This window comes from Vibrio sp. sp1, from assembly GCF_016920955.1.
In the GTDB taxonomy this organism is placed as follows: domain Bacteria; phylum Pseudomonadota; class Gammaproteobacteria; order Enterobacterales; family Vibrionaceae; genus Vibrio; species Vibrio alginolyticus.
The window spans coordinates 1,327,635-1,352,045 of the sequence record NZ_CP060590.1 but is presented as its reverse complement, the minus strand read 5'-3'; the positions used below and the strand labels follow the sequence as shown (position 1 = coordinate 1,352,045).

The 24,411-nt window shown below is 45.0% G+C and carries 18 protein-coding genes and 1 pseudogene; 8 read left to right on the top strand and 11 right to left on the bottom strand.

What is annotated here, in order from left to right:
* The first annotated feature begins 89 nt into the window (after nucleotides 1–89).
* The 4 genes from vmeT to H9L11_RS21435 all read left to right on the top strand — a co-directional run bounded on the left by vmeT (nucleotide 90) and on the right by H9L11_RS21435 (nucleotide 6,169).
* A complete protein-coding gene (vmeT, locus tag H9L11_RS21450) occupies nucleotides 90–1,163 on the top strand; it encodes a multidrug efflux RND transporter periplasmic adaptor subunit VmeT (protein ID WP_205391186.1) in 1,074 nt (357 codons plus the stop codon).
* Entirely contained in the window at nucleotides 1,163–2,224 is a 1,062-nt protein-coding gene (locus H9L11_RS21445) for an efflux RND transporter periplasmic adaptor subunit (protein WP_062730998.1), read from the top strand. The genes vmeT and H9L11_RS21445 overlap by 1 nt, the downstream gene beginning before the upstream one ends.
* Entirely contained in the window at nucleotides 2,224–5,283 is a 3,060-nt protein-coding gene (locus H9L11_RS21440; protein WP_053349132.1) for an efflux RND transporter permease subunit, read from the top strand. The genes H9L11_RS21445 and H9L11_RS21440 overlap by 1 nt, the downstream gene beginning before the upstream one ends.
* Nucleotides 5,284–5,458: 175 nt before the next feature.
* A complete protein-coding gene (locus tag H9L11_RS21435) occupies nucleotides 5,459–6,169 on the top strand; it encodes a hypothetical protein (protein WP_064377087.1) in 711 nt (236 codons plus the stop codon).
* An 82-nt stretch (nucleotides 6,170–6,251) separates the two neighbouring features.
* On the opposite strand, the gene fruA is transcribed toward H9L11_RS21435, so the two are convergent.
* Genes fruA through fruB form a run of 3 tightly spaced genes read right to left on the bottom strand, consistent with a single transcriptional unit; the run spans nucleotide 6,252 to nucleotide 10,124 of the window.
* Nucleotides 6,252–7,991, bottom strand: coding sequence for a PTS fructose transporter subunit IIBC (gene fruA / locus H9L11_RS21430; RefSeq protein ID WP_064377086.1), 1,740 nt, complete (start codon nucleotides 7,989–7,991; stop codon nucleotides 6,252–6,254).
* A gap of 18 nt (nucleotides 7,992–8,009) precedes the next feature.
* Entirely contained in the window at nucleotides 8,010–8,981 is a 972-nt protein-coding gene (gene pfkB, locus H9L11_RS21425; protein ID WP_064377085.1) for a 1-phosphofructokinase, read from the bottom strand.
* Nucleotides 8,982–8,990: 9 nt separating this feature from the next.
* The gene (gene fruB / locus H9L11_RS21420) at nucleotides 8,991–10,124 is read right to left on the bottom strand and encodes a fused PTS fructose transporter subunit IIA/HPr protein (RefSeq protein WP_205391185.1); all 1,134 of its coding nucleotides are present in this window, start codon (nucleotides 10,122–10,124) and stop codon (nucleotides 8,991–8,993) included.
* 373 nt (nucleotides 10,125–10,497) lie between these two features.
* On the opposite strand from fruB, the gene cra reads away from it, so the two are divergent.
* Entirely contained in the window at nucleotides 10,498–11,478 is a 981-nt protein-coding gene (cra, locus tag H9L11_RS21415; RefSeq protein ID WP_062730994.1) for a catabolite repressor/activator, read from the top strand.
* A gap of 17 nt (nucleotides 11,479–11,495) precedes the next feature.
* Here the strand turns inward: cra and H9L11_RS21410 are convergent, their stop codons facing one another.
* Complete coding sequence (locus H9L11_RS21410; protein ID WP_033906531.1) at nucleotides 11,496–12,449, bottom strand: endonuclease/exonuclease/phosphatase family protein; 954 nt, start codon at nucleotides 12,447–12,449, stop codon at nucleotides 11,496–11,498.
* A 226-nt stretch (nucleotides 12,450–12,675) separates the two neighbouring features.
* Here H9L11_RS21410 and H9L11_RS21405 point away from each other — a divergent pair, with 226 nt between their 5' ends.
* Entirely contained in the window at nucleotides 12,676–13,209 is a 534-nt protein-coding gene (locus H9L11_RS21405; protein ID WP_005376400.1) for an RNA-binding S4 domain-containing protein, read from the top strand.
* A 113-nt stretch (nucleotides 13,210–13,322) separates the two neighbouring features.
* Here the strand turns inward: H9L11_RS21405 and H9L11_RS21400 are convergent.
* The 7 genes and pseudogenes from H9L11_RS21400 to H9L11_RS21370 form a co-directional block, all read right to left on the bottom strand.
* A pseudogene (locus tag H9L11_RS21400) lies at nucleotides 13,323–14,141 on the bottom strand (EAL domain-containing protein).
* Between the two features lie 92 nt (nucleotides 14,142–14,233).
* Nucleotides 14,234–15,154 (bottom strand): amino acid ABC transporter permease, encoded by a 921-nt coding sequence (locus H9L11_RS21395; protein ID WP_033906533.1) that lies wholly within the window; start codon nucleotides 15,152–15,154, stop codon nucleotides 14,234–14,236.
* Nucleotides 15,155–15,235: 81 nt separating this feature from the next.
* Entirely contained in the window at nucleotides 15,236–16,054 is an 819-nt protein-coding gene (locus H9L11_RS21390; protein ID WP_033906534.1) for a transporter substrate-binding domain-containing protein, read from the bottom strand.
* A 9-nt stretch (nucleotides 16,055–16,063) separates the two neighbouring features.
* The gene (locus tag H9L11_RS21385; protein WP_033906535.1) at nucleotides 16,064–16,861 is read right to left on the bottom strand and encodes an amino acid ABC transporter permease; all 798 of its coding nucleotides are present in this window, start codon (nucleotides 16,859–16,861) and stop codon (nucleotides 16,064–16,066) included.
* The gene (locus H9L11_RS21380; RefSeq protein WP_033906536.1) at nucleotides 16,861–17,595 is read right to left on the bottom strand and encodes an amino acid ABC transporter ATP-binding protein; all 735 of its coding nucleotides are present in this window, start codon (nucleotides 17,593–17,595) and stop codon (nucleotides 16,861–16,863) included. Before H9L11_RS21380 ends, H9L11_RS21385 begins: the two co-directional genes overlap by 1 nt.
* A 162-nt stretch (nucleotides 17,596–17,757) precedes the next feature.
* On the bottom strand, nucleotides 17,758–18,414 hold the full coding sequence (locus H9L11_RS21375) for a lysoplasmalogenase (protein WP_005376394.1): 657 nt from the start codon (nucleotides 18,412–18,414) through the stop codon (nucleotides 17,758–17,760).
* Nucleotides 18,415–18,708: 294 nt separating this feature from the next.
* Nucleotides 18,709–19,857: an iron-containing alcohol dehydrogenase gene (locus tag H9L11_RS21370; protein ID WP_033906537.1), complete on the bottom strand. Its 1,149-nt coding sequence runs from the start codon at nucleotides 19,855–19,857 to the stop codon at nucleotides 18,709–18,711.
* A 206-nt stretch (nucleotides 19,858–20,063) separates the two neighbouring features.
* Here H9L11_RS21370 and H9L11_RS21365 point away from each other — a divergent pair, with 206 nt between their 5' ends.
* Both H9L11_RS21365 and H9L11_RS21360 read left to right on the top strand, forming a co-directional pair.
* Nucleotides 20,064–20,945, top strand: a complete 882-nt coding sequence (locus H9L11_RS21365) for an AraC family transcriptional regulator (RefSeq protein ID WP_033906538.1) — start codon at nucleotides 20,064–20,066, stop codon at nucleotides 20,943–20,945.
* 277 nt (nucleotides 20,946–21,222) lie between these two features.
* Nucleotides 21,223–24,384 (top strand): glycosyl hydrolase family 18 protein, encoded by a 3,162-nt coding sequence (locus tag H9L11_RS21360; RefSeq protein WP_033906539.1) that lies wholly within the window; start codon nucleotides 21,223–21,225, stop codon nucleotides 24,382–24,384.
* Nucleotides 24,385–24,411 lie beyond the last annotated feature (27 nt).

Below are 24,411 nucleotides of genomic sequence, written 5' to 3'. Positions count from 1 at the left end.
TGCTATCCACCTGGAAAATATGTTGATCAATTTCAAATTCCGCTTATACTGCACGGCTGTGTAATATATAAAACCTACGGAGAAAGCGGGTGCGAAAACAATATTTAAGGCGCACTTTAGTTGGCGCAGTGGTGACATTAAGTCTTTCTGGGATGCTAACTGGGTGTAATAAAGCCATTTCTGAGCCGTCTGAACCTTTAATCAAGCCTGTAAAATTACTGGCGGTGAAAGACCTAGAACTTGAAGACTCGCACGCCTTTTTAGCGCGTATTGATGCAACGTATCGAGCGCAGTTGTCTTTTCAAGTTGGTGGGGAAGTTGAAAAGCTACTGGTAAGAATGGGACAAGGGGTAGAAAAGGGTGAAGTGCTCGCCACACTAGACCCGAAAGATCTGCAATTAGCTTTAGACGCGGCGCAAGCCCAATATGCACTGGCGAAAACTCAGTGGGAAAGAGCAAAAAGTCTGTACAGCAAAAAACTCATCAGCACCGATAGCTACGATCAAAAAGAAACGCAATACAAAGCAGCGTTGGCAAGTTTTGAACAAGCGAAAACCGATTTGAGTTACACCAAAATTCAAGCGCCATTTGACGGTGTGGTGTCGTACACCTACGTGAAGCCTTATCAAGTGGTAGGTGAAAAGCAAGAAATCCTCAATTTGATTGATAACACCACACTGGATGTTTCTTTCACTTTGCCCGTTAGTTACGCGGAGTCTGTCTCTCTGTCTGCACTAAAAAACGCAGAGATGTGGGTAACGATGGACAGCGAACCAAGCAAACGTATTCCGGGTAAGTTCAAAGAAATCTCAACGCAGCCAAACATCGATACCAACAGCTATGAAGCGATTGTGACGATCACTCGGCCAACCGATCGCAACTTGCTCACTGGGATGACAGGACAAGTACACATTGCTAAGCAAAACAAGTCTAACGCTATGACGTTGCCGACATCGGCTTGGGTAAACAAGCAAGAGAACCAAGGTGAAGTTTGGGTGATGGATAGCTCAACGCAACAAGTGAATAAGGTGACATTGTCACTAAATGAAAGTGGTGCGATTGAGTCAGGTTTGGATAACAACGACTACGTGGTTATTGCTGGCGTAGAACGATTAGTCGAAGGGCAAGTGGTGAAAGCTTGGGTTCGTGAGGGAGGCATTTAATGAAACGTTCTCTACTTACGATCTCTGCGATTGCACTTGCAGTTTTAACAGGGTGCAAAAATGAAAACCAAGCTATCGTCGAGCAGTCACTTTTTGTGTCGACTATCTCGGTGGATGCACCAGTACAAAGTCAACATCGCGCGTTCAAAGGCATAGTAGTGCCTGCAGAGCAAACGCCAATGGCATTTCGCCGCGCTGGGGAAGTTCAGCACGTATTGGTTAAAGCGGGTGACGTTGTGAAGCAGGGGCAAATGATCGCAAAGCTAGATGATAGCAAAGAGAAGCAAGCCGTGAATGACGCAGAAGCACAATACACACTCGCAATTCGTCAGCTTAAACGCGGTGAAGACTTGCATGCACGTCAAATGATTTCAAAAGCGGAACTTGATGAGCTAACCGCCAATAAAGAGCTAGCTGAGGCTACTTTCTATAACGCGACCAATCAATTGAATTACACCCGTTTATTCGCCCCGTTCGCCGGTAAAGTATCCGATGTTTTCAAAGAACGTTTTGAGCGTGTGGCAATTGGTGAACCCGTGTTAAACCTATACCAAAACGATTTGGTTTACGTGCGTATTGAGCTTTCCGACAATGTTTTAGCGATGGTAGACCCAAACTCAGACAGCATGAGCTACAAGCCTAGAGCAACCTTCTCCGGCATCGATGGCAGATTTGCTTTGGACTATTTAGAGCACACAAGTGAACCCAACGCTGAAACTCAAACCTACGAAATGTACTTGACGATGCCACAGCCAAAAACAGAGATATTGCCGGGAACCAGCGTAAGCGTTTTGGTCGATATGGTGAAGGCGGGCATTACCTCTATTGATGGTTACAGTGTTCCTGTCACGGCGCTTCAAGCAGGCAGTGAAGGGAATGAGTTCTTTGTGTGGAAAAAAGAAGGTGACATTGTCACACGAGTGCCTGTCATGATTTCTCAAGTGAATGGCAATGGAGCCATTGTGTCGTCAGGTGTTAGCCAGGGCGATATTCTGATTAATTCAAATCTGCGTAAATTACGCGAAGGTAAACATGTGGATGTTGTGGAGAATAACCAATAATGAACATTGCTGAGTATTCAATAAAAAACAAAGTCATCAGCTGGTTGTTCATTATTATCCTTGCTGTTGGTGGTTTAACGTCATTTTTGGAGCTTGGACGATTAGAAGACCCGGCATTTACGATCAAAGATGCCATGATCATCTCAACATACCCTGGCGCGACGTCAAAAGAAGTTGAAGAAGAGCTGACGTATCCTCTAGAAAAAGAGATTCGAAAACTCCCTTATATCGACAAAATTACCTCTACGTCTTCTAATGGTATGTCTCAAATAACGGTGAGCATGGAAATGGACTATGGTCCTGATGAACTGCCGCAAATTTGGGATGAAATGCGCCGTAAAATTAATGATTTACGACCATCATTGCCTCAAGGTGTTCAGTCTTTACAGATCATTGATGATTTCGGTGACGTTTATGGCGTGATGTTAATGCTCACTGGTGACGATTACGACTATGTAGAGCTGAAACGTTATGCGGATTACCTGACCCGTGAAATCGAGCTTGTTGATGGTGTTGGTAAGGTAGACATCACGGGCGATCAGCAAGAAATGCTATTCGTTGAGATCTCACTTGATCGCCTTGCTGCACTGAACTTAGACATGAATGTGGTTTCGAGCTTGTTGAACCAGCAAAACAATGTGGTTTCAGCAGGTGAAGTGATGGTCAATGGCGAAAGCCTTGTTATTCGCCCAAGCGGCACTTTAAACACTGTAGAAGCACTAGAAAATCTGATCATTCATGGCCGTGACACAGGAAATCTAATTCGTCTAAAAGACGTAGCAACGATTTCTCGCGGTATTCAAGAGAAGCCAAGCAACGTCGTACTCTTTAACGGTCAAAAAGCGATTAATATCGGTATCTCGTTTGCGTCGGGTGTGAACGTGGTTGAGGTTGGTGAACGTTTGGATGCGGAGCTCGCGAGCCTAGAGTCTATCAAGCCTGCTGGCATCGATATGAACTACTTTTACAACCAAGCCAATGAGGTGGATGAATCTGTTAAAGCGTTTGTAATTAGTCTAGCGGAGGCAGTGGCGATCGTAATCATTGTGTTGCTGTTTACTATGGGTTTACGCAGTGGTGTCATCATTGGAGTTGTGTTGTTATTGACGGTATTTGGTACCTTCATTTTGATGAATTACAACAACATCGAACTGCATCGTATTTCTCTTGGCGCGTTAATTATTGCCTTGGGTATGCTGGTTGATAACGCGATTGTTGTCGTGGAAGGCATATTGGTTGGCCTAAAGAAAGGGCGTACCAAAGTTCAAGCGGCTGTCGATATTGTAAAGCAAACACAATGGCCTTTGCTGGGCGCAACTGTTATTGCAATTACGGCTTTTGCACCTATCGGTTTGTCGCAAGATGCGACAGGTGAGTTCATGGGCTCTCTATTCTGGGTGCTGTGTTTCTCACTATTTTTAAGCTGGATTACCGCTATTACACTGACGCCTTTCCTTGCCGATCTTTTGTTGAAAGAGGAAAACAAAGAGCAGGGTACTAGCGAAGATGATCCTTATAAAGGCTGGTTGTTTGTCGTATTTGGGGCATCACTGAAATTTGCATTGCGATTCCGCTGGCTTACCGTTGCTGGGATGGTGGCGCTATTAGTGGGTGCTGTCGTGGCATTTGGTAATGTAAAACAGCAGTTCTTCCCACCATCGAATACGCCGATGTTCTACGTGGATATGTGGATGCCAGAGGGTACTGACATCCGAGAAACGATTAAAAAAGCTGAAGAGGTCGAAAGCTACATTCGTCAGCAAGATGATATTGACTTTGTTTCTGCTTCGATTGGGCAGGGCCTACAGCGTTTTGCTTTAACCTATCAACCAGAAAAAAGTTACGAAGCGTACGCGCAGTTCCAAGTTCGCGCGACTGATCGTGAGAAAATGTTTGGTTTACTGCATAAGTTAGATGAGAATCTGGCGAAAACATTTGATGCGCCTACGTTCCAGTTTAAATTGATGGAATTTGGTCCATCACCAGCGTCTAAGATCGAAGCGCGTATTACTGGCCCTGATCCACAAGTTTTACGTGACTTGGCGGTGCAAGTTGAAGACATCCTTCATACCGATCCTGGTGCCCGAAACATTCGTCACGATTGGCGAGAGCGCACCAAGGAACTTGTACCCGTTTTCAATGAGTCTAAAGCTCGTCGCTTAGGTATTTCGAAAGAAGATCTTTCAAGCACACTGCAAATGGCGTTTGGTGGTAGCACCTTAGGTTACTTGCGTGATGGTACACATACGTTGCCAATTATGACACGTCTTCCTGAAGAAGAACGCGTAGATTTTGAATCACTACAAAACGTGACCATTTGGAGTCCTTCGTTGCAAACTTATATTCCGGTTGATCAAGTGATTGATGGCGTTCAACTGGATTGGAGTGAGCCGCTAATTCAGCGTCGTGACCGTAAGCGTACGTTAACCGTTCTCGCGGACCATGATGTGTTGAGTGACGACACGGCAGCAAGCTTATTTGCTCGTGTACAGCCTAAAGTGATGGCATTGCATGTTCCAGAAGGGTACGAAATCACATGGGGTGGTGAGTACGAATCATCCAAAGATGCACAAGAAGGCCTATTCGGTTCATTGCCGATGGGTTACTTGTTGATGTTCATCATTACTATTTTACTGTTTAACTCAATCAAAAAGCCGTTGGTCATTTGGTTCACCGTTCCGTTAGCGATCATTGGCGTTGCTTTTGGTTTGCTTACCACGAACATGCCGTTCAGTTTTACAGCATTCCTTGGTTTGTTAAGCCTAAGTGGCATGATTTTGAAAAACGGTATTGTGTTGCTTGACCAAATTAACCTTGAGTTGGAGTCAGGTAAAGATCCTTACCTCGCGATTGTCGATAGTGCGATAAGCCGCGTTCGTCCGGTAAGTATGGCTGCCCTAACAACTATCTTGGGGATGATACCACTGGTCTTCGACGCCTTCTTTGGCTCGATGGCAATAACGATTATGGCAGGTCTTGGTTTTGCTACTGTACTGACACTGATAGTGGTGCCAGTGATGTTTGCAATTCTGTTTAGGGTAAAACCGACCACTGCATAGGGACTCCTGGCTATTTGCCAGCTTCCTGCCTAGCCCTGAAGGTTTTCTTCGGGGCTTTTTTGATCTTACTAATACATACCAAACCATTCATTTGCTTGATTTTAATGATTTTCTTACGATTACAATGCAAATCATGCGTATACTGATGTAACGACACATCAAAGATTGAGATTACATGAATAAGCGCATATTAAACGGACTCTTCTTCGTTGGTTCTTTCACCTTGGTTGGCTGCACCGCGACGGATAGCATGCCGACAGAAACCAAACAACCTGCCCCTAAAATTAACAGTGTTAGTGCCGAAGTCATTTCCAGTTGGATTGATAGTAAGGTTTTAGCCCCTGAAGGGCTGTCGCTCGAGCAAGACAACCTACGTTATCTATCGGGTAGCGCCGACCTAAACAGCGACGGAAAGGCAGAACACATAGTGTTGCTTCAAGATCGCTATTTCTGTGGTAGTGGTGGCTGCTCTGCATATATGTTTGATAATGAGGGAAACGTTATTAATCGAATGTCGGTAACTCGCACGCCTATTGTACTAGCCGACAGTTACAGTAATGGTTGGCAGGACTTTATCGTTTGGAGTAATGGCTCATATCGACTCATGAGTTACAACGGTGAATCTTATCCAAGTAACCCGTCATTAGAGCCAAAGGTTGATCGAGACGCTAACCAGCAGGCGGCAATCGCAAATGTAATGGCGACAGAGCTTTATCAGCAAGACGGCTATGACATTCTGCCCGCAGAGTCAAAAACCTTGTGGACGCCAGCTAACGTTTACCACTTTACCTTCAAGCACTACGGTGACCCGCATAGCGCTTATCAAGCAACGGTGGATATGAGCAGTGGGGAAGTAGACATTGTAGCCGTTCCGGCTGCGGAATAAAAAACACCTCCCTTAACCGGAATTAAAGGGAGGTGCTAAATGCCAAATTCGAGGGTGGCATTGTTAACCGGAGTCGCTCTAATTAAGCTGCGACTTCTTGCTTCGCTTCTGCTTTGCTTTTTAAGAATGCGTAAGTAAAGCCAGTTACCGCTGTACCCGCTGCAATAGCCACTAAATACATTAATACTGGTGAAATTGCGTTAGGAATTAGCAGCACGAATAGACCGCCGTGTGGTGCCATTAATTTCGCACCGAATAGCATCGATAGGGCACCAGTAAGCGCGCCACCTGCCATACAAGATGGAATCACGCGCATTGGATCTTTCGCAGCAAATGGAATTGCGCCTTCAGAGATGAAACACAGGCCCAAGACAAATGATGCTTTACCAGCCTCACGTTCATTTTGTTCAAATTTGTTCTTCGCAATGAAGGTCGCTAAACCCATACCTAGCGCAGGAACCATACCTGCGGCCATGATTGCCGCCATTGGTGCGTAAGTTTGTGAAGCCAGAAGGCCAACACCAAATGCGTAAGCGGCTTTGTTTACCGGGCCTCCTAGGTCGAAACACATCATTGCGCCAAGGATAATACCCAGTAGTACTGCACTGTCAGAACCCATGTTGTTTAGGAAGTCAGTCAGGCCGTTCATGATGCCTGAAACTGGGCCGCCTACGATGTAGATCATGACAAGGCCAGTGAACAATGTTGCTACAAATGGAATGATCAGGATTGGTTTAAGCGCTTCCATCGATTGTGGGAGTTTTACTTTGTCCGCAAGGAGCTTCGCTGCATAACCGGCAATGAAGCCAGCTGCGATACCACCTAAGAAACCAGCACCCGTTGAACTCGCTAGCATACCGCCAACAAGACCAGGAGCCAGACCCGGACGGTCAGCAATTGAGAACGCGATGTAACCAGCAAGTACAGGAATCATCAATGCGAATGCAGAGCCACCACCAATGTTCATCAAGGCTGCTGCTAGTGTGCCTTCTTCTTTAAATGCTTCAATACCGAACACGAAAGATAGTGCGATGATCAAACCACCTGCAACGACAACAGGAAGCATGTGCGAAACACCCGTCATTAGGTGTTTGTAAGCGCCTTTTTTCTCTTCGGTGGTAGATGAAGAGTTAGCTGAACCAGAATGCTGATACACAGTGGCTTGCTCGAATGCTTTGTCCATCTCTTCGGCTGTTTTTTTCAGAGCTGGGCCTGTTTTCGTGCGGTACATCTTTTTGCCGTTAAAGCGATCAAGTGGCACTTCAATATCCGCAGCAATGATCACCAGATCGGCATCTGCAATTTCTTGCTCAGTCAGTTGGTTTTTAGCGCCAACTGAACCACGAGTTTCCACCTTGATTTGATGACCACGACGCTTGCCTTCTTCTTCTAAAGCTTCTGCCGCCATAAAGGTATGCGCAACGCCAGTAGGGCAAGCGGTGATTGCAACAATTTTCTTCGCTGCTGATGTTGTATCTGCAGTGATAGGGGCTGCAAGTGTGGTTGCTTTTTCAAGTAAAGTGGCGTTTTCAACCGCTTGCTGGAGAAACGCAGTTGCGTCTTTTGCTACTTCGCTAATTTCCGCTTGGTAAACCTTTTTTCCTACAAAACGGGAAGTGTCGACGCTAGTATTTGCCGCAATGACAATGACTTCTGCTTGTTCAACGTCAGCTTCCGTCAATAGTGTTGGTTCAACCACACTTGATTGACATTCTATTTTGGCATTCCAGTTTAATTTTGCGGCGGCTTGTTCTAGTAATCCTGCCGCAAGGATGCTATTTGCTACACCGCTCGGACAGGCAGTAATAATGGCAATATTCATACGATAACCTTCTGTTCCTTAGTTTTGTTCTAAGTTTGTAATAGGGTAAAGCGCGCTAACTTCAGTTTGTCGCTTGATATTTTCCAGTTCTTCCTGACTGGTTAGCCCTACGCCAACTTGACTAACTGCCAAAGCAGAAAGTGCCGTAGCGAAGCGCAATAAATCGTTTTTAGGCATCAGTTGCATGTGGCCCCAACACAAGCCAGCGACCAGCGTATCTCCTGCGCCAACGGTGCTCACTACATTCATTCGAGGCGGTTTTGCACTAAGCCATTCGCCTTGGTTGAGCCACATAACACCGTCAGGTCCCATAGAAACCACGATGTTTTCTATGCCCTTGTCGCTCAGTGTTTGCGCAGCAGCTTGGCATTGTTCAGGCGTTTCTAGGTGTTCGCCAACAAAATCACCAAGTTCTTCATCGTTAGGTTTAATCAACCATGGGTGAGCATCAATACCTGACTTCAATGCGGCTTTGCTACTGTCGAACAACACCTTTTTGCCTTGTTGATGCAGTGCTTCTATCCATGCAGCGCATTGTTCAGCGGTTACGCCTCCAGGTAAGCTACCTGCAAGTACAAAGTAATCATGCGTCTCCGCTAGACGAAATAGTGTCTCCTCAAAGCGAGTAATTTCGTCGGCCGCTACTTGAACGCCAGGGAAGTTGATATCACTGACGTTGCCATTGGCCTCAACCAGCTTAACGTTGATACGAGTGGCACCCTCTACTTCCACAAATTCATTCTTAACGTTGATGTCATTAAAAAGCTGATGAAATAGCTCAGGGTTATCTTTACCGAGAAAGCCGGTAACCGTGACGTCTGCGCCTAAATCGCTCAATACTTTTGCTACGTTGACACCTTTACCAGCAGCGTGGAGATTGCTTTGCTGTACTAAGCTCACGGAACCAACGTTTAGTTCATTTACTGAACCTGTTAAATCCAATGCTGGGTTGAGCGTAATAGTGACAACCTTATTTGTTTTGTTTGTCATATCGGATCCTTAACCTTCACCAAGGCCAGAAGCGATTGCATTTCCGATAGACTCCAAGGCTTGCGGCGCATCAGGGCCTTCTGCTGTAAATTGAAGTTGGTGACCGTGCTTAACGCCCAGCGCGATGACTTTCATTAGGCTCTTCGCGTTTACTGCTTTTCCATCTCCGTCTAGGTTGGAAACACGTATAGTGGATTCAAACTTTTTCGCTTCTGCGACTAACATTGCCCCCGGACGAGCATGTAGGCCGTGAGAGTTTTTGATTTTAAATACAGCGGTATTGCCTTCTTCTGAAGATGCAGCTGTGACTTCTTCACCTTTGAACAAAGCAAGAATCTGTTCTACTGATGCATCTAAAAGCTTGCCGTGTTCATTGTTAAACACAATATTAGAAAGCGTTTTTAGGATAGGTTGGTGAGCATTGTTACATGCCGCGAACGCGACAAGTGCACGCACTTTTTGACCTTCATAATCGCAGTCGTTTGCCGTCGAGACAAATGACACACCTGTGCGAGTGACATGTTTGTCACTGCCAATTAACCACAGGCCATTACCTAAGTGAGTTGGTTGTTTGGTAACGAGATCTGCAACGAATTCGTTATCAGCACATCCCGTATTTTTTAACAGACCACCAGCAACAGCACTCATCTGTAGCATGTCGCTTGCAGGGAACATGAGTTGAATTAAAGAAGCGTCAAAGTCTGCTTCAAGCTGAACATCACCGTGCAGTAGGGCGATGATCTCGTCTTCGTTTTTTGCATTACGCAGACGCTCTTCTACGCCATCTGCGCCTAGCACTTTGGTGAGCTGTTTAAGAATGCCAAGGTGTTCATCAGATTTAGCTGCGATACCGATAGCGACGAACACAGTATTGCCATCACCCCAGTCGACACCTTGTGGGAAGTGATGCACAGCAACACCCGTTGTTTTCACCATTGCACGAGTGTCGGTTGTACCGTGCGGGATGGCGATACCGTTCCCCAAAAACGTAGAGTTTTGGTTTTCACGGTTTAGCATGCCTTCAACGTAACCGCGTTCAACTAGGCCTTTATCAGTCAGGCTATGAGCAATACTCTTTATTGCTTCAAACTTATCGGTCGCTGATTGCGAGAGGGTAATGTCGTTCTTATTTAGCTTAAGCATGGTGCTTCTCCAGCCTTAAGGTATCAATTTAAAAATGTATTCTGTGTGAGAAGTTGAACGCCGCTTCTTCTGAGCGCTTATCACTCCTCAAACCTTTTATCTTTCAAGCTAAATCGATTCAGCTTGTTGGTAAATTTTTTAAAAGACTCAGAAAAACTGTTTTAAAAACTGATGTTAACAAACGAGCCTTTGCCGCTGTCCTATAGCCTAGCCTACAAATTGGTTTGTTGTGTATTCAGGTGATTTACGTCAATTTTTAAGTTTTGCTGAATCCTTTCAGCTTTTATACTGAATCGGTTCAGCTTATAATTCAACTTATCGAAAGATCGTTGATGTATTAATATGATCGCGCGCACAGAATAAGGTTTAGAATATGACACTGGATGAAATAGCCAAATTAGCGGGTGTTTCTAAGACAACTGCAAGCTATGTGATTAACGGAAAAGCGCAGAAATACCGCATCAGCGAGAAGACTCAGAAAAAGGTGATGGCCGTTGTAGAAGAGTACAATTATAAGCCAGATCATGCGGCGTCTTCCTTGCGGGCAGGTAATTCACGCTCATTTGGGCTTATCATCCCAGACTTAGAGAACACCAGTTATGCGCGTCTTGCAAAGCTGATAGAGCAAAACTCTCGGAAAGCGGGGTACCAAATTTTGATTGGCTGCTCTGATGATGATCCTGATACAGAGCAAAAGGTGGCGGAAGCATTAGTCAGTCGTCGTATTGATGCGTTGTTTGTGGCAAGTGGTATGCCCACTGCAAACGAGTATTATCTTAAGTTGCAAAATTCAGGTACGCCAGTTATCGCGCTAGACCGTCCAATGGATGATGAGCACTTTTGTTGTGTCATCAGCGAAGATTTTGACGCCGCACTTGAACTCACTCAGTCAGTACTGTCCGAAGATATTAAGTCCATTGGCTTAATCGGTGCATTGCAAGATCTTCAAGTCTCAAAAGAGCGTGAGCTCGGTTTTCTATCTGCTTCTCAACAAGGTGGCAAAACGGCAACAGTGGGTTATGGACAACACTTCTCTCGGGAAGAAGGCAAGAAAGTCTTAGAGAGATGGTTAACAGAGAACGCATTGCCAGATGCCATTGTTACAACGTCATACACACTGTTAGAAGGTGTGTTGGATGTAATGCTAGAAAAACCAGAACTGATGGGAAAGGTGCGTTTAGCGACATTTGGTGATAATCGACTGCTGGACTTCTTGCCTGTGAAAATCAACTCTTTGCCTCAACAGTTTGAGTTGATCGCGGACAGCGCAATGGAGTTAGCACTCAACGCTTCCGCCAAGCGTTACAAGCCTGGCGTAGAACTTATCCCGCGTAAAATTGTGAAACGTCACTAAGTAACTAAATAGGTTGCTCAAAGCTTTACTTCAACCGTCAGCGCCACAAATGCGTGGTCGCTGGCGTTTTTATCTCTGTTATAAATCGGGTTGATCAGATGTTGGTTAGACACCTGATAGTCAACAACCTCGGCAACCGATATATCTGATAAGGTATCAAACTCTTGTGAGAGCAAGATATAGTCGAGTACATTCCCAGTGGAAAAATGATAGTGCGTGGCTGGGCGTTCATCCTTCAGGGTGTCACTTTGCAATAACCAACCATCTTTGAGTTGTAATTCAGTGACGCTGTCACCAGTGTTGGATACCAATGAGCTGTTAACGCTGATAGGAGTGATAGGTTCATTCATATCGCCCATTAACACTGTCGGCATTGGTTCTTTTCGATACCTCTTTTGCATCGCGTCTCTTAACATCGCTGCTTCCCAGCCTCTTTGCTGGGTGGATAACCAGCGCCCAATAATCGTGCTAGACGTTTCTGGTTGTTCTGAGTCGGCTGGGCGTTGAGATTTCAGGTGCGTTACGTAAACGGCGATATGACCAAGTACAGGATGTATTACTTGGGCATAGATAGGTTTGCGACTGAACTCTGGAACAACACTTACTCCAAAAGGCTCAAGCGTTGCTAAGTCAAACTCTACCGCTTGTACTTTTTCTATTGGAAACCGAGATGCGATTGCCACAACAGGGCTTGAGTAAATGTACTCATCTTCAACATGTGGGGTGTCAACGGTCGCAAAGTAGGGGTAGCCGATGGTTGAAAAGAATGCCTGGGTCTTCTCGATACTGAATACTTCTTGTAAGCCAATCACGTCGCCTTCCAGTTTTTCAACTTGACGTTGTGTCCACGAAAGTTTGTCTCGCCATTGCTCTAACGAGTATATGTTCTCGAAATCATAGTAGGCGTTAGGCGGTGCGACAAAATTAAACAAGTTCGCAGTGACAAAGGTAATTCTACTTGGTTGAGACAAAGTATTCGCTCTTTTCAACAATAACTTAGAGAGTATATACCTTCAGGTTGCGTAATTGCAGCTTCGTTTGAGCTACGCATCGGTATACAAGTTAACAAGCGACAAGTTAAATGGGTTAAGAGGTGCTCAAATGCCAAGGCGAATCGGTGATTGAACATCGGCAGAGGTTTCTATTTTTAAGCATTGCGTTTAAACTTCAGGGCATCAAATAGTAAGAGTAAGTAACATGACCCAAGATTACGACCACGAAGAGTATTTAGAAGGCGAAGAGATTGAGATCGAAGCGATTGGCATCGATGTTGATGCGCATCCAATCGAACTGTACAAGCTTTTTAAAATCGCAAACTTGGTCAGCGGTGGCGGCGAAGCAAAACATATCATCGAGGAAGGCTACGTCGCGGTGAATGGTGAACTAGAAACACGTAAGCGCCGCAAGATGTATGATGGTGACTTTTTCGAGTTTAACCAGGAATATTATGTTGTGGTTTGCGATGCGCCAGTAACCGAACCTGAAACGGCAGAGCAAAAAGCAGAAAAGAAAGCGAAAAAAGAAGCGCAGTCTTCTCGTAAAGATAAGTCTCGTCAAAGTAAGTCACCTAAAGCCTCTGGGCCTAAATCAACAGGCCGCAAAGCGGCACATAAAGAGCGTAAAGCGCAGAAAGAAGCGTTGTCTCAGTCTGCTAAGAAAGGCAAAAAAGAAGACAAACCACAAGCCACTCGTGATCCGAAGAGCGGTCGTAATTCTATTGATTTTTTCTAGGGAAATGAACGCTTAACTAAATAAGTGACATCTGAGTAAAACTAAAAAGCGCCGAGCATATTATATATTATATCGGCGCTTTTTTGGTTTCACTGTGCTGTAAGTGGGCAGTGTTAATGCACTGTCGTCTCGATGTTTAGGCGATCTGTCCAGTGATGAATGGCGCAAGGCTTTCCTAAGTAAAAGCCTTGGTAATAATCCAAATTAAGTTGATACATAGCTTGTAGCTGCACGTCTTCTTCAACCCCTTCTATAATGACTTTTGCTCCCATATGATCCGCTAGATCAACGGCGCTATGTATGGAAAAGGTTTCTCCGGCGCAGTAGTCTAGCAAATAGGAACGATCGATTTTGATGATGTCAGGGCAGAGCTGCTGAACACGTGCGATATCAGAATGTTGGGCGCCAAAATCATCGATAGCAAAGATAAAACCATTTGCTTTCATTAACTGTACGGCTTTGATTAATAAATCCGTATCTCCGCATGACTCTTCGACTACTTCAAAAACTACGTCTGATGGGCTCATACCAAGTTCGGAAAGGCGTTTGTAAAGCAGGCCGTTATCTTTAAAGCCCATGTCTTTGGTTAGTGTGAGTAGCGTTTGAGGCATGACGTTAAGAAACAGTTTGATCGGCGTCCCTGCGAAATAGCGTGCGAAATTTCGAATGTGCATTGCTCTAGATAAAAACTCTACACATAAGCGAAAGTAGGGATCAAGACCATTATTGGCCAGAAACACGTCAGGACGAATTAGGGAACCATCAATGCCACGAATACGCAGTAAGGCTTCCATACCAATAATACGTTGGCGTCTATCAAAAATTGGCTGATAAACACTGTGAAAAGTGAATTGATTGAGAACTACGTAATATTCACCAAGATTATCTTATTTTATGTATCGCTCGTAGTCGGATTGATTCTTTAACTCCATGAAAAACGCCGAAAATTTAGCATCTTGCCAATGTAACAGGGTGCAATTCTGATTTGAAGAATCAAATGTGCCTAATTACATATGCGGTTGAGTTAATTTGAAATGGCTTCCGATTTTGCTTCAATATGGCGAAAAATAAGTGACAGACCAAAACAAATTAAGAAGTAAGCGAGGCCGACAATCAACCAAATTTCAAATATATACCCTGATGAATTTGCCATCTCTGTCCCAACAAACGTCATTTCTTGTATCGAAATCAGTGAAACAATAGAGGTGTCTTTCACCAAAGAGATGGTTTGACCGGCAAGTGCAGGTGTTATTGATTTAAGCACCTGTGGCGCGATAACAAATCGGTATTTCACCCATCGAGACAAGCCCAATGAGTCAGCCGCTTCCCACTGACCTTGGTCGATACTTAGTAAGCCACCGCGCACAACTTCTGCAATGTAGGCAGAAGAAAGTAAGCCGACACATAACACGCCAGAGGCAAGGTTTTCCCAAAGGTTCGAAGGCCCAAACAGAAAGTGCTGTAGCGTATTTGGTTCGCCGTTGTAGTTTCGTAGAAGATCTTCCAAACCGAGTAACGGGATCAATTGGTTAGATATGAAAAAGTAGAAAATAAAAACAAACACCAACGGAGGGATGTTTCTCACTAACTGGATAAACGCATTGGCAGGTGTGCGCAACCAAACGGAACGAGAGAAGCGTGCTAAGCCTAACAAAGTGCCAAACACTAATGCGAAGCTGATGCCCCAAATACTGAGCCTTAACGTCGAAATCAAACCTTGGAAGAAGTAGGGCAAACCACCATCTGCTCTAGGCGTGAAAAGTAATTCAAGCGCCTCTTTCCACTGCCACAAATAATGCACACCAATAGTGGACCGATGGTACAGCCAAACACCACCGATACCGCACATAACAAGTAGTACCCAGTCTAGTGTGTTTAATTGCGGTAAAAGGTAGCCTGTGCTGGATTTCGCGGGTGCAGTGCGAGTGGTAGTGTGTTCGCCCAAAAATTTAACTCCGATAGATGATGGAAAAGTAAAATAGATGATTCAAAAGTATAGGCTCGCGGCGTCCACGAGCCATTTAGATTACTGGCCTTGCGCGACTTGATCTTGCCAATCTAATGTCGAGAACCAGTATTCATAACGTTGTTTTAACCATCCATCTTGGGTTCTTGCTTCAATCCATTTATTGAAAAAGGCTTTTTTATCTTCTTCCCCCAAGCGAACAGCAAAGGCTTCGTTACCTTTTGATAGTCGCTCAGAGAATGGAAGGAATAGTTTGTCGCTGTGTTTCACTGTCTCATGTTCAGGTTTTGGGCTAGAAGCAATGACCGCGTGGGCGTTACCATTCAGCACCTCTTGGAACGCTTGCGCGTCGTCATCAAATTGCAGGATCTTCGCTTTCGGGAAGGTTTCTCTGGCTACTTGAACGGTGAATGCGCCGCGACGAGCCGCAATTTTTACGCGTCGTGAGTCAAAATCCGAAAATTCGCTAAAACCAGAGGCGAGTTCTTTGTTTGCTGCTACTTGAACGCCTGAGTGCGAGTAGGGCGCAGTAAACAAGACGCTTTTGGAACGTTCAGGCGTAACAGACATGCCACCAATGATCACGTCGAACTTTTTCGCCAGTAGTGCGGGAATAATGCCATCCCACGCAGTCGGTACGAATTCCACTTTCAAACCTGAATCTTGTGCTAAGCGTTTGGCAACATCGATTTCAAAACCGATTAACTCACCTTGCTTGTTACGCATTGCCCAAGGTACAAATGTTGACATACCAACGCGCAAAGTTCCTCGTTCTTTGATTTGATCTACATTGGGTGTGGCGACATCTTCTTTCGCGATTGTAGGCATAGCGATGGCTAGCCCTAATAATGCAGTAATGGTCGCTTTGAATAACTTCATGTTATCTCCTTATAATTTGCGCCAACTGGCTCCGAGTTTGTGTTCTAGCCATGCAGACAAGCCAGAAAGTGACAGAGTGAGAGCAAGATAAATTGCTGCCACGGTAAACCAAATTTCGAACGGCATCGCCGTCTCTGAGACGATGTTGCGTGCCTGTGTTGTTAAATCAAAAATCGCCATCACGCTTACAATGGAAGAGTTTTTGATCAAAGAAACCACTTCATTGGTCAATGGCGGTAATGTGCGCTGTAAAACCTGGGGCAAAATTACGTCTTTGTAAGTGTAAAACGGTGATAACCCGAGTGTTTGTGCTGCTTCGAATTGCCCTTTAGGAATACTGTTTAAACCTGCGCGGAATATTTCTGCAGTGTAAGCACCTTGGAAAAGGGACAATGCCAAAACGGCGGTACTGAATCGGTCCAAACCAATCACGGGGCCAAACACGAAGTAGAGCAAATAGATTTGCACCAACAACGGCGTGTTGCGTATTACCTCGACATAAGTGGTGCCAATAACATTGCCGACTTTCGAATCGCTAAGCCTTAGTAACGCGGTGACCAACCCCAACACTAAGGTGAAGAATAGACTAATACCCGAGATGTTTAGCGTGACCAATAACCCATCGATAAGTTCTGCTGGCCACCATTCCCCATCTTCATAAAAAGCGATGTAATCAGGTACGCGTTCCCATTGCCATTGATAGCCCATAGCAGCGGCACCAGAGTCCAACACCCACACAATCGCGATGAAGAGGAGCATCATTTGCAGCAAAGCTTGAAGGACGGGTTTGATTACGCGAACTATCATCAGTAACTTAAAATTTGGTTCAAAAATGCTTGGGTTCGTGGATGCTGTGGTGTTTCAAATAAGGCGATCGGTGAGTTCATTTCCACGATTTGGCCTTCATCCATAAATACCACGCGGTTCGCTACTTTTTTGGCAAATCCCATTTCGTGCGTGACGCAAATCATCGTCATTCCACTTTGAGCCAGTTCAACCATGACATCCAACACTTCGTTGATCATTTCCGGGTCAAGCGCCGAAGTCGGTTCGTCAAACAGGAGTAAATCCGGTTCCATACACAAGGAGCGGGCAATCGCGACGCGTTGCTGCTGACCGCCAGAAAGCTGGATAGGATACTTACTCGCTTGCTCTTCAATATTGACTCGCTTTAGGTAATGTCTTGCGCGTTTTTCAGCTTCTTGTTTTGATAATTTGTGTGTGCGAATCGGCGCTAAGGTGAGGTTTTCCAGTACAGTCAAATGAGGAAAAAGGTGAAAGTGTTGGAACACCATGCCGATTTTACCGGGCTTGAGAGATTTTGCGTGAGAAGGCTGGCCGAACACATGAAGCTGGCCTTCTTGAATCGATTCAAGATGATTGATGCAACGAATGAGCGTTGATTTTCCGGAACCTGAAGGGCCACACACCACGACGATCTCGCCAGAATGCACGGAGAAGTTGATGTCTTTTAGAGCGTGGTAATCGCCATACCACTTATTTACGTCGCTAAACTCAACGACGGGAGTATTCTCTTTCAAAGGGGCACGCTATAACGGAAAAATATCCTTTTACAATAGCAAGTTGTGCGCGTAATTTCATTAAGAATAAGCTAATGTTTAGGCGATGATTTTAAGACTCTATTCAGATCGCTTACAAGATACATCCATGTTTCTTTAATGTTGGTGCAGTCTAGAGTATGACTAACTCAGTTCAACGAGATACGGATAACGAACAACAATCGCAACAACAGACATAACCATTAGTGTCTGTGCAGAATAGTAGGTCACCATGACAACTTGTCGTGAAAATATTGACCGTCCTCCAAAGCGTTCGAAAGCCAATACGATGCCAGAGATAATAAAGATAAAGCTTCCGAGCACTGCAAAAGAGGAGGATTGTGTTTTCCCACTCAAATAATACTCGATCGAAGCCCAGCACATAGTCATCAGTACCAATATATAACTAGCAACTGGCCGTTTTTCTTTACCGAGATCCGGTCGGAACAACCAGTAGACGCATATACCGAGTCCGAACAAGGCAATTGGGAGCCAAGGTGTAAAATGCCACGCTGACATGATGGCAAAACCATAACTATAGGAGAGATGGGCAGAGCAAAAGAGCACTAATCCTGTAATGAACTTGTCTCTAGGGAGCATTAATAACACGTCACCAAGCAACGAGAGCGATAAGCCAATCAAAATCCAATGCGCATATGGCATTGGGTAAGCCGGGGACTGAATTAAAATACCAAGCATACAGAGCACTGGTAATGGTTTAGAAACGTAAAAGAGCCATTTAGAGCCTTTACGGATACTGATGATATGTATGAATGCTAATACGACAACAACTAGCCACATAAAGTGTTTTCTCGAACAGACAAAATTATGTAGTACATCACTACAACAAATCAAAACTTAATTAACGAGTTAACTCGTTCTTTGATCTCAATTATTTTTATTTGTGTAAAGCTGGACAGTTGTCTCTTTACTAACCAACACGGCCGATTTTTTGTCTGGAGGGAATCGTTGTTTTTAGAAGCCTCCTCGTTTTGAACGTGATGTGGCTTACAAAATAGCATAAAAAAACGGTATTGTGACTGTTAAGTCACAATACCGTTAAACCCTAGGAAGGGCAGTGAAGAATTGTTGCAGTTATGAGACAGCTAACTCTAAGATTTCTCGGCTACGTTCAAGTGTGATCGCCTGGTTTTCACCTAAAACAGTCATGCCGTGTTTGTTTAGTTGATCAATGATGGCATCGATAGCTTGTTCACGGCTCTCACCATAGTTTTCGAGCTTAGTTGCGACATCAAGTTGATGATAAAACGCTTCGATAGCTTCGATTGTGCGCTCTGCTAAATCCTCACCTGCTTCAAGACCAAATACGTTGCGACCCATTTGTTCTAACTTAGGGCGCTTAAACTGCATTTGGTTACGAAGTAACGACGGTTGGACAATTGCAAGAGAACGCGCATGATCAACGCCCCATAGAGCCGTTAATTCATGGCCGATCATATGTGTTGCCCAGTCTTGTGGAACGCCACTACCAATTAACCCATTCAATGCTTGGTTAGCAGACCACATTAAGTTTGCGCGCCACATATCGTCGTCTCGTTCCGTAAACTGTTCTCCGAGTGTTTTTAAAGTTTTCAGCAGTGTTTCTGCGTAACCATCTTGAACCATTGCACCGGTAGGAAGCGTCAAGTATTGCTCACATACGTGCACCCATGCGTCAACAATGCCGTTGATAAGTTGGCGTTCTGGCAGTGTTTTCATTACATCTGGGTCTAACACGGCAAATTTTGGCTGCACTGCTGGAGACATGAACGGAAGTTTGTCTTGAGTTTCTTTTTTAGTGATAACTGCGCCCATGTTTGACTCTGAGCCTGTTGCTGGCAATGTCAAAATTGCAGCTAGAGGCGTCGCTTCAGTGACTTGGTGCTTACCAATCATGATATCCCAACCATCACCATCATACTTTGATGCCGCTGCTACGTATTTGGAGCCATCGATGACTGAACCACCACCTACCGCTAAAATAAAGTCAACGCCATGCTCTTTTACCATTGCGACTGCTTTATCGAGTGTTTCTTTGGTTGGGTTTGGTTCAACACCTGAAAACTCTAGCCATTCATGTCCCTCAAGAGCTTCTGCTACTTGGTCGTACACGCCATTTTTTTTGATGGAGCCACCACCGTATACCACTAAAACTTTTTGGTCGGATGGGATAGCTTCTTTGATTGCTGCGATTTGTTTTTGACCAAAGAAAATCTTGGTTGGGTTTACATAAGAAAAGTTCATTATTAGCCCTCTTGCTTCCAGTGAAGGAGATTGAATACATGCATATTAGTCCTGATTAACGATGGTTAACAGGTCGATTTCTGCAAATAATTTGCCTATTTCTACAAAATTGATGCTCTTGAGCTAGAAAGTTAAAGTCGAGAGGAAGTATAGTGCTCGAAACGATAATAGAGACCAAACTCGTTGGTCATTGATGGAGCGCTCTAATGCACACTCTCGCAGATATCATGCAGCAATATGTTGAAAAGCAGGGGCTGCATGACCTAGAAGGTATGAAGAAAACAGCGATAGATGGCGTATGGTTTTATCGCAGTAGCAAAGGGAATCATCGCCAGCCGTTTGTCTATCAGTCCGGCATCATCGTCTTGGGTCAAGGGCATAAGAACATTCATATTGGTGATACACCAGTGCAATATGGGCCCGATGATTACCTTGTTGTCGGGGTTCCCATGCCACTAGAGTGCGAAGCGTTTGCGACAAACAATGAGCCTTTACTTGGCATTTCGATAGATATTTCGCCAACGCTTCTTCATAAACTCGTTAAAAAATTAGAGGCTGAGAAATTCAGTAATAAGTGTCTGGATGCTACCCGTTGCGGCCTTAAGTCGGTACGTATGAATGAAGGTATGTTGGATGCGTGCAAGCGGTTAATGAAAGCAATGTGTGACGAGCTTGATGTTATCATGCTTGGCGAGCTGCTTCTTGAGGAAATTGTGTATCGTACTTTGGTGAGCAAAGAGGGGTATGTTTTATTTGACCTAGCACATCAAGAAGGTTCTTACGCGAGGGTCGCTAAAGCACTAAATCGTGTACATCAAGCGTATCATGAACAGTTGAACGTACAAGCATTGGCTGAAGAAGCCAACATGAGTGTGTCTGCTTTCCATCAAGCATTTCGCAATGTCACGCTTGAATCTCCGTTGCAATATATTAAGAAAGTTCGACTTAACAAAGCGCGCGAATTGATCCAGTTAGAGGGGCGACGTGTTAATGATGCAGCGAGAATGGTCGGGTACACGAGCCCATCACAGTTTAGTCGCGAGTACAAGCGGCATTTTAATGAAACGCCAAGGTCAACAAAGGCTTAGTGATCTTTATTTCAAAATGGCGACTTTTTTTACCTTTTTTATTAATTTGCGAGTGACATATTTATTTGAGTTATAAAATTAGTTACTGGTGCCAAATAATAGGTACGTTGTTGCAATCATTTAGTGGATTGTTGCGAGGCGGTGTGGAAAACTCGTAAATAGATAGTGTGAAATCACCAACTTGTACTTAAGTTATTTTACGTCGAAATAAAAGTATAGATGCGTTTCGTTTAGCGCATTTAGTATTGTTTTAACAATAACTTAAGGAAGAGCGATTATGCACCTTAACAACGGCAACGCAGTGAAAAACGTGTTCACACTAAGCACACTCACCGCTTCTTGTCTTATGGCCTTCAATAGCTACGCAGCAGTTGACTGTGCCCCTCTAGAAACTTGGCAATCATCAAAAGTTTATAACGGTGGCGACCAAGTTCAGCATGAAGGTAATGCTTATAAAGCGCGTTACTGGACGCAAAACAACAATCCAGCGCAATCTGGTGAGTGGGGCGAGTGGGAAACACTTGGCGCTTGTGATGGCACTGGACCGGTTGATCCACCTCAGAATGAAGTCCCGACGGTTACTCTGACATCGCCTTCTGCGTCGGCTTCTGTGACTGCGGGTGATGTTGTTAACCTAGCTGCAGATGCGGCAGATACTGATGGGACTGTTAGCAAAGTAGAGTTCTTTGTTGATGGTGTATTAGTTGGTCAGGCAACGTCTGCGCCGTATGCTGCATCGTGGACAGCAACTGAAGGACAGCACGAGTTCTCTACCAAGGCCTATGACGATGCAGGTGCCGTTAGTACGGCAAGTGTTGTGACGTTAACTGTGGCATCAGCGCAACCTGGTAATGAAGCGCCGACAGTGGATGTCGTGCTTTCTGCGAACTCTATTGACCTGGGTGGTTCCGTAACACTGACTGCAAATGCTACGGATGCGGATGGTACCGTTGCTAAAGTTGATTTTTATGTTGCAGGTGTGCTTGCTGGCACTGCTACAACAGCGCCATACACGCTGGATGTAACCCCTTCACAAGCTGGCTCATTAAGTGTTTATGCGAAAGCAACCGATGATGCTGGAGCAACAGCAGATTCTGCACTTGCAACGTTAACGGTAAACGGCGGCGCAGTGACATCTAATTGTCGTCCTGATGGTCTTTATCAAACAACGGGTGTAGATGTTCCTTACTGTTCTATTTATGACGAAGAAGGCCGTGAGAAAATGGGGGCTGATCACCCACGTCGTGTAATCGGCTACTTCACCAGTTGGCGAGCAGGTGACGACCCACAATCGACTTACCTTGTTAAAGACATTCCTTGGGAACAACTTACTCACATTAACTACGCGTTTGTGAGCATTGGTTCTGACGGCAAAGTAAACGTTGGCGACGTTAATGATCCAAACAACCCTGCTACAGGCAAAACTTGGCCAGGCGTTGAGGTAGATCCTGCTCTTGGTTTTAAAGGTCATTTTGGTGCACTAGCAACTTACAAGCAAAAACATGATGTTAAAACGCTAATCTCGATTGGTGGTTGGGCTGAAACGGGCGGTCACTTCGATACGAACGGCGATCGTGTAGCTGATGGTGGCTTCTACACCATGACGACGAATGCGGACGGTTCTATTAATCATGCTGGTATTGAGAAATTCGCAACTTCAGCCGTTGAAATGATGCGTCAGTACAAGTTCGATGGCCTGGATATCGACTATGAATACCCGACGTCAATGGCTGGTGCTGGTAACCCTTACGACAAAGACTTCATGGAACCACGTCGTCAGTATTTATGGGCGTCTTACCAAGAGCTGATGAAAGTATTGCGTGAGAAACTTGATGTGGCATCCGCGCAAGATGGTATTCATTATATGCTGACTATCGCAGCACCATCTTCAGGTTACTTGCTACGTGGGATGGAAACCTTCGATGTAACTAAGTACCTAGACTACGTAAACATCATGTCTTACGACTTGCATGGGGCTTGGAATGATCACGTTGGTCATAACGCGGCTTTATTCGATACAGGTAAAGACTCTGAGCTAGCGCAGTGGAACGTATACGGCACTGCTGCATACGGTGGTATCGGTTACTTGAACACAGACTGGGCTTACCATTACTTCCGTGGTTCTATGCCAGCAGGTCGTATCAACATTGGTGTTCCTTACTACACCCGTGGTTGGCAAGGTGTTACTGGTGGCGAAAATGGCCTTTGGGGCCGAGCGGCACTACCAAACCAAGCAGAGTGCCAACCGGGCACAGGTGAAGGTGAGAAGAACAACTGTGGTCACGGTGCTATTGGTATCGACAACATGTGGCATGATACCGACCCTAAAGGAAACGAAATGGGCGCTGGTTCTAACCCAATGTGGCATGCTAAGAACCTAGAAAACGGTATTTGGGGCTCTTACGCAGCTGCTTACGGTCTCGACCCTGTCAACGATCCTTCAGATAAGTTTGTTGGTACTTATACCCGTCATTACGATAGCGTTGCTGTGGCACCTTGGTTGTGGAACGCAGAGAAGAGCGTATTCCTATCTACGGAAGATAAAGCTTCTATCGAGGTGAAAGCCGATTACGTTATCGATAAAGAGATCGGCGGTATCATGTTCTGGGAACTAGCCGGTGACTACAACTGTTACGTACTGGATGCAAATGGTAATCGTACGGCAGTAGATGCCACTGAACAAGCTTGTGCGGCGGGTAATGGTGAATACCACATGGGTAACACTATGACCAAAGCTATCTACGACAAGTTTAAGTCTGCGACGCCTTACGGTAACAAAGTAGCTACTGGTCCAACACCAACTGAAGCAGTAGACATTACTGTTAGTGTTGGCGGCTTCAAAGTTGGCGACCAAAACTACCCAATTAACCCGAAAATCACGTTTACAAATAACACTGGTCAAGCGATCCCTGGCGGTACTGAATTCCAATTCGATATCCCAGTATCTGCGCCGGACAATGCGAAAGACCAATCAGGTGGTGGTTTGAAAGTGATTGCTTCTGGACATACTCGAGCAAACAACATTGGTGGCTTAGATGGCGTAATGCACCGTGTGTCGTTCTCTCTACCAGCATGGAAAGACTTGCCAGCGGGCGGCACTTACGAGCTTGATATGGTTTACTATCTACCAATCTCTGGTCCTGCTAACTACTCAGTGATTTCTGGTGGTAAAGAGTTTGCGTTTAAGTTTGAACAGCCAGATCTACCAATTGGTGATCTCAATGCGGGCACGGGTGGTGGTACCACTGAACCAGGTACGTGTGATACGACAGGTTTAGTGACATACCCAGCTCTGCCACAAACGGATTGGGCAGGTAATCCAAGCCACGCTAACCAAGGTGATAAGATCATCCACAACGGTGTGGTTTACCAAGCGAACTGGTGGACAGCGGCTGAACCGGGTACAGATGGTAGCTGGTCAACGGTATGTAACATCTAATTATTATGGATTACTTGTTATAGCCTA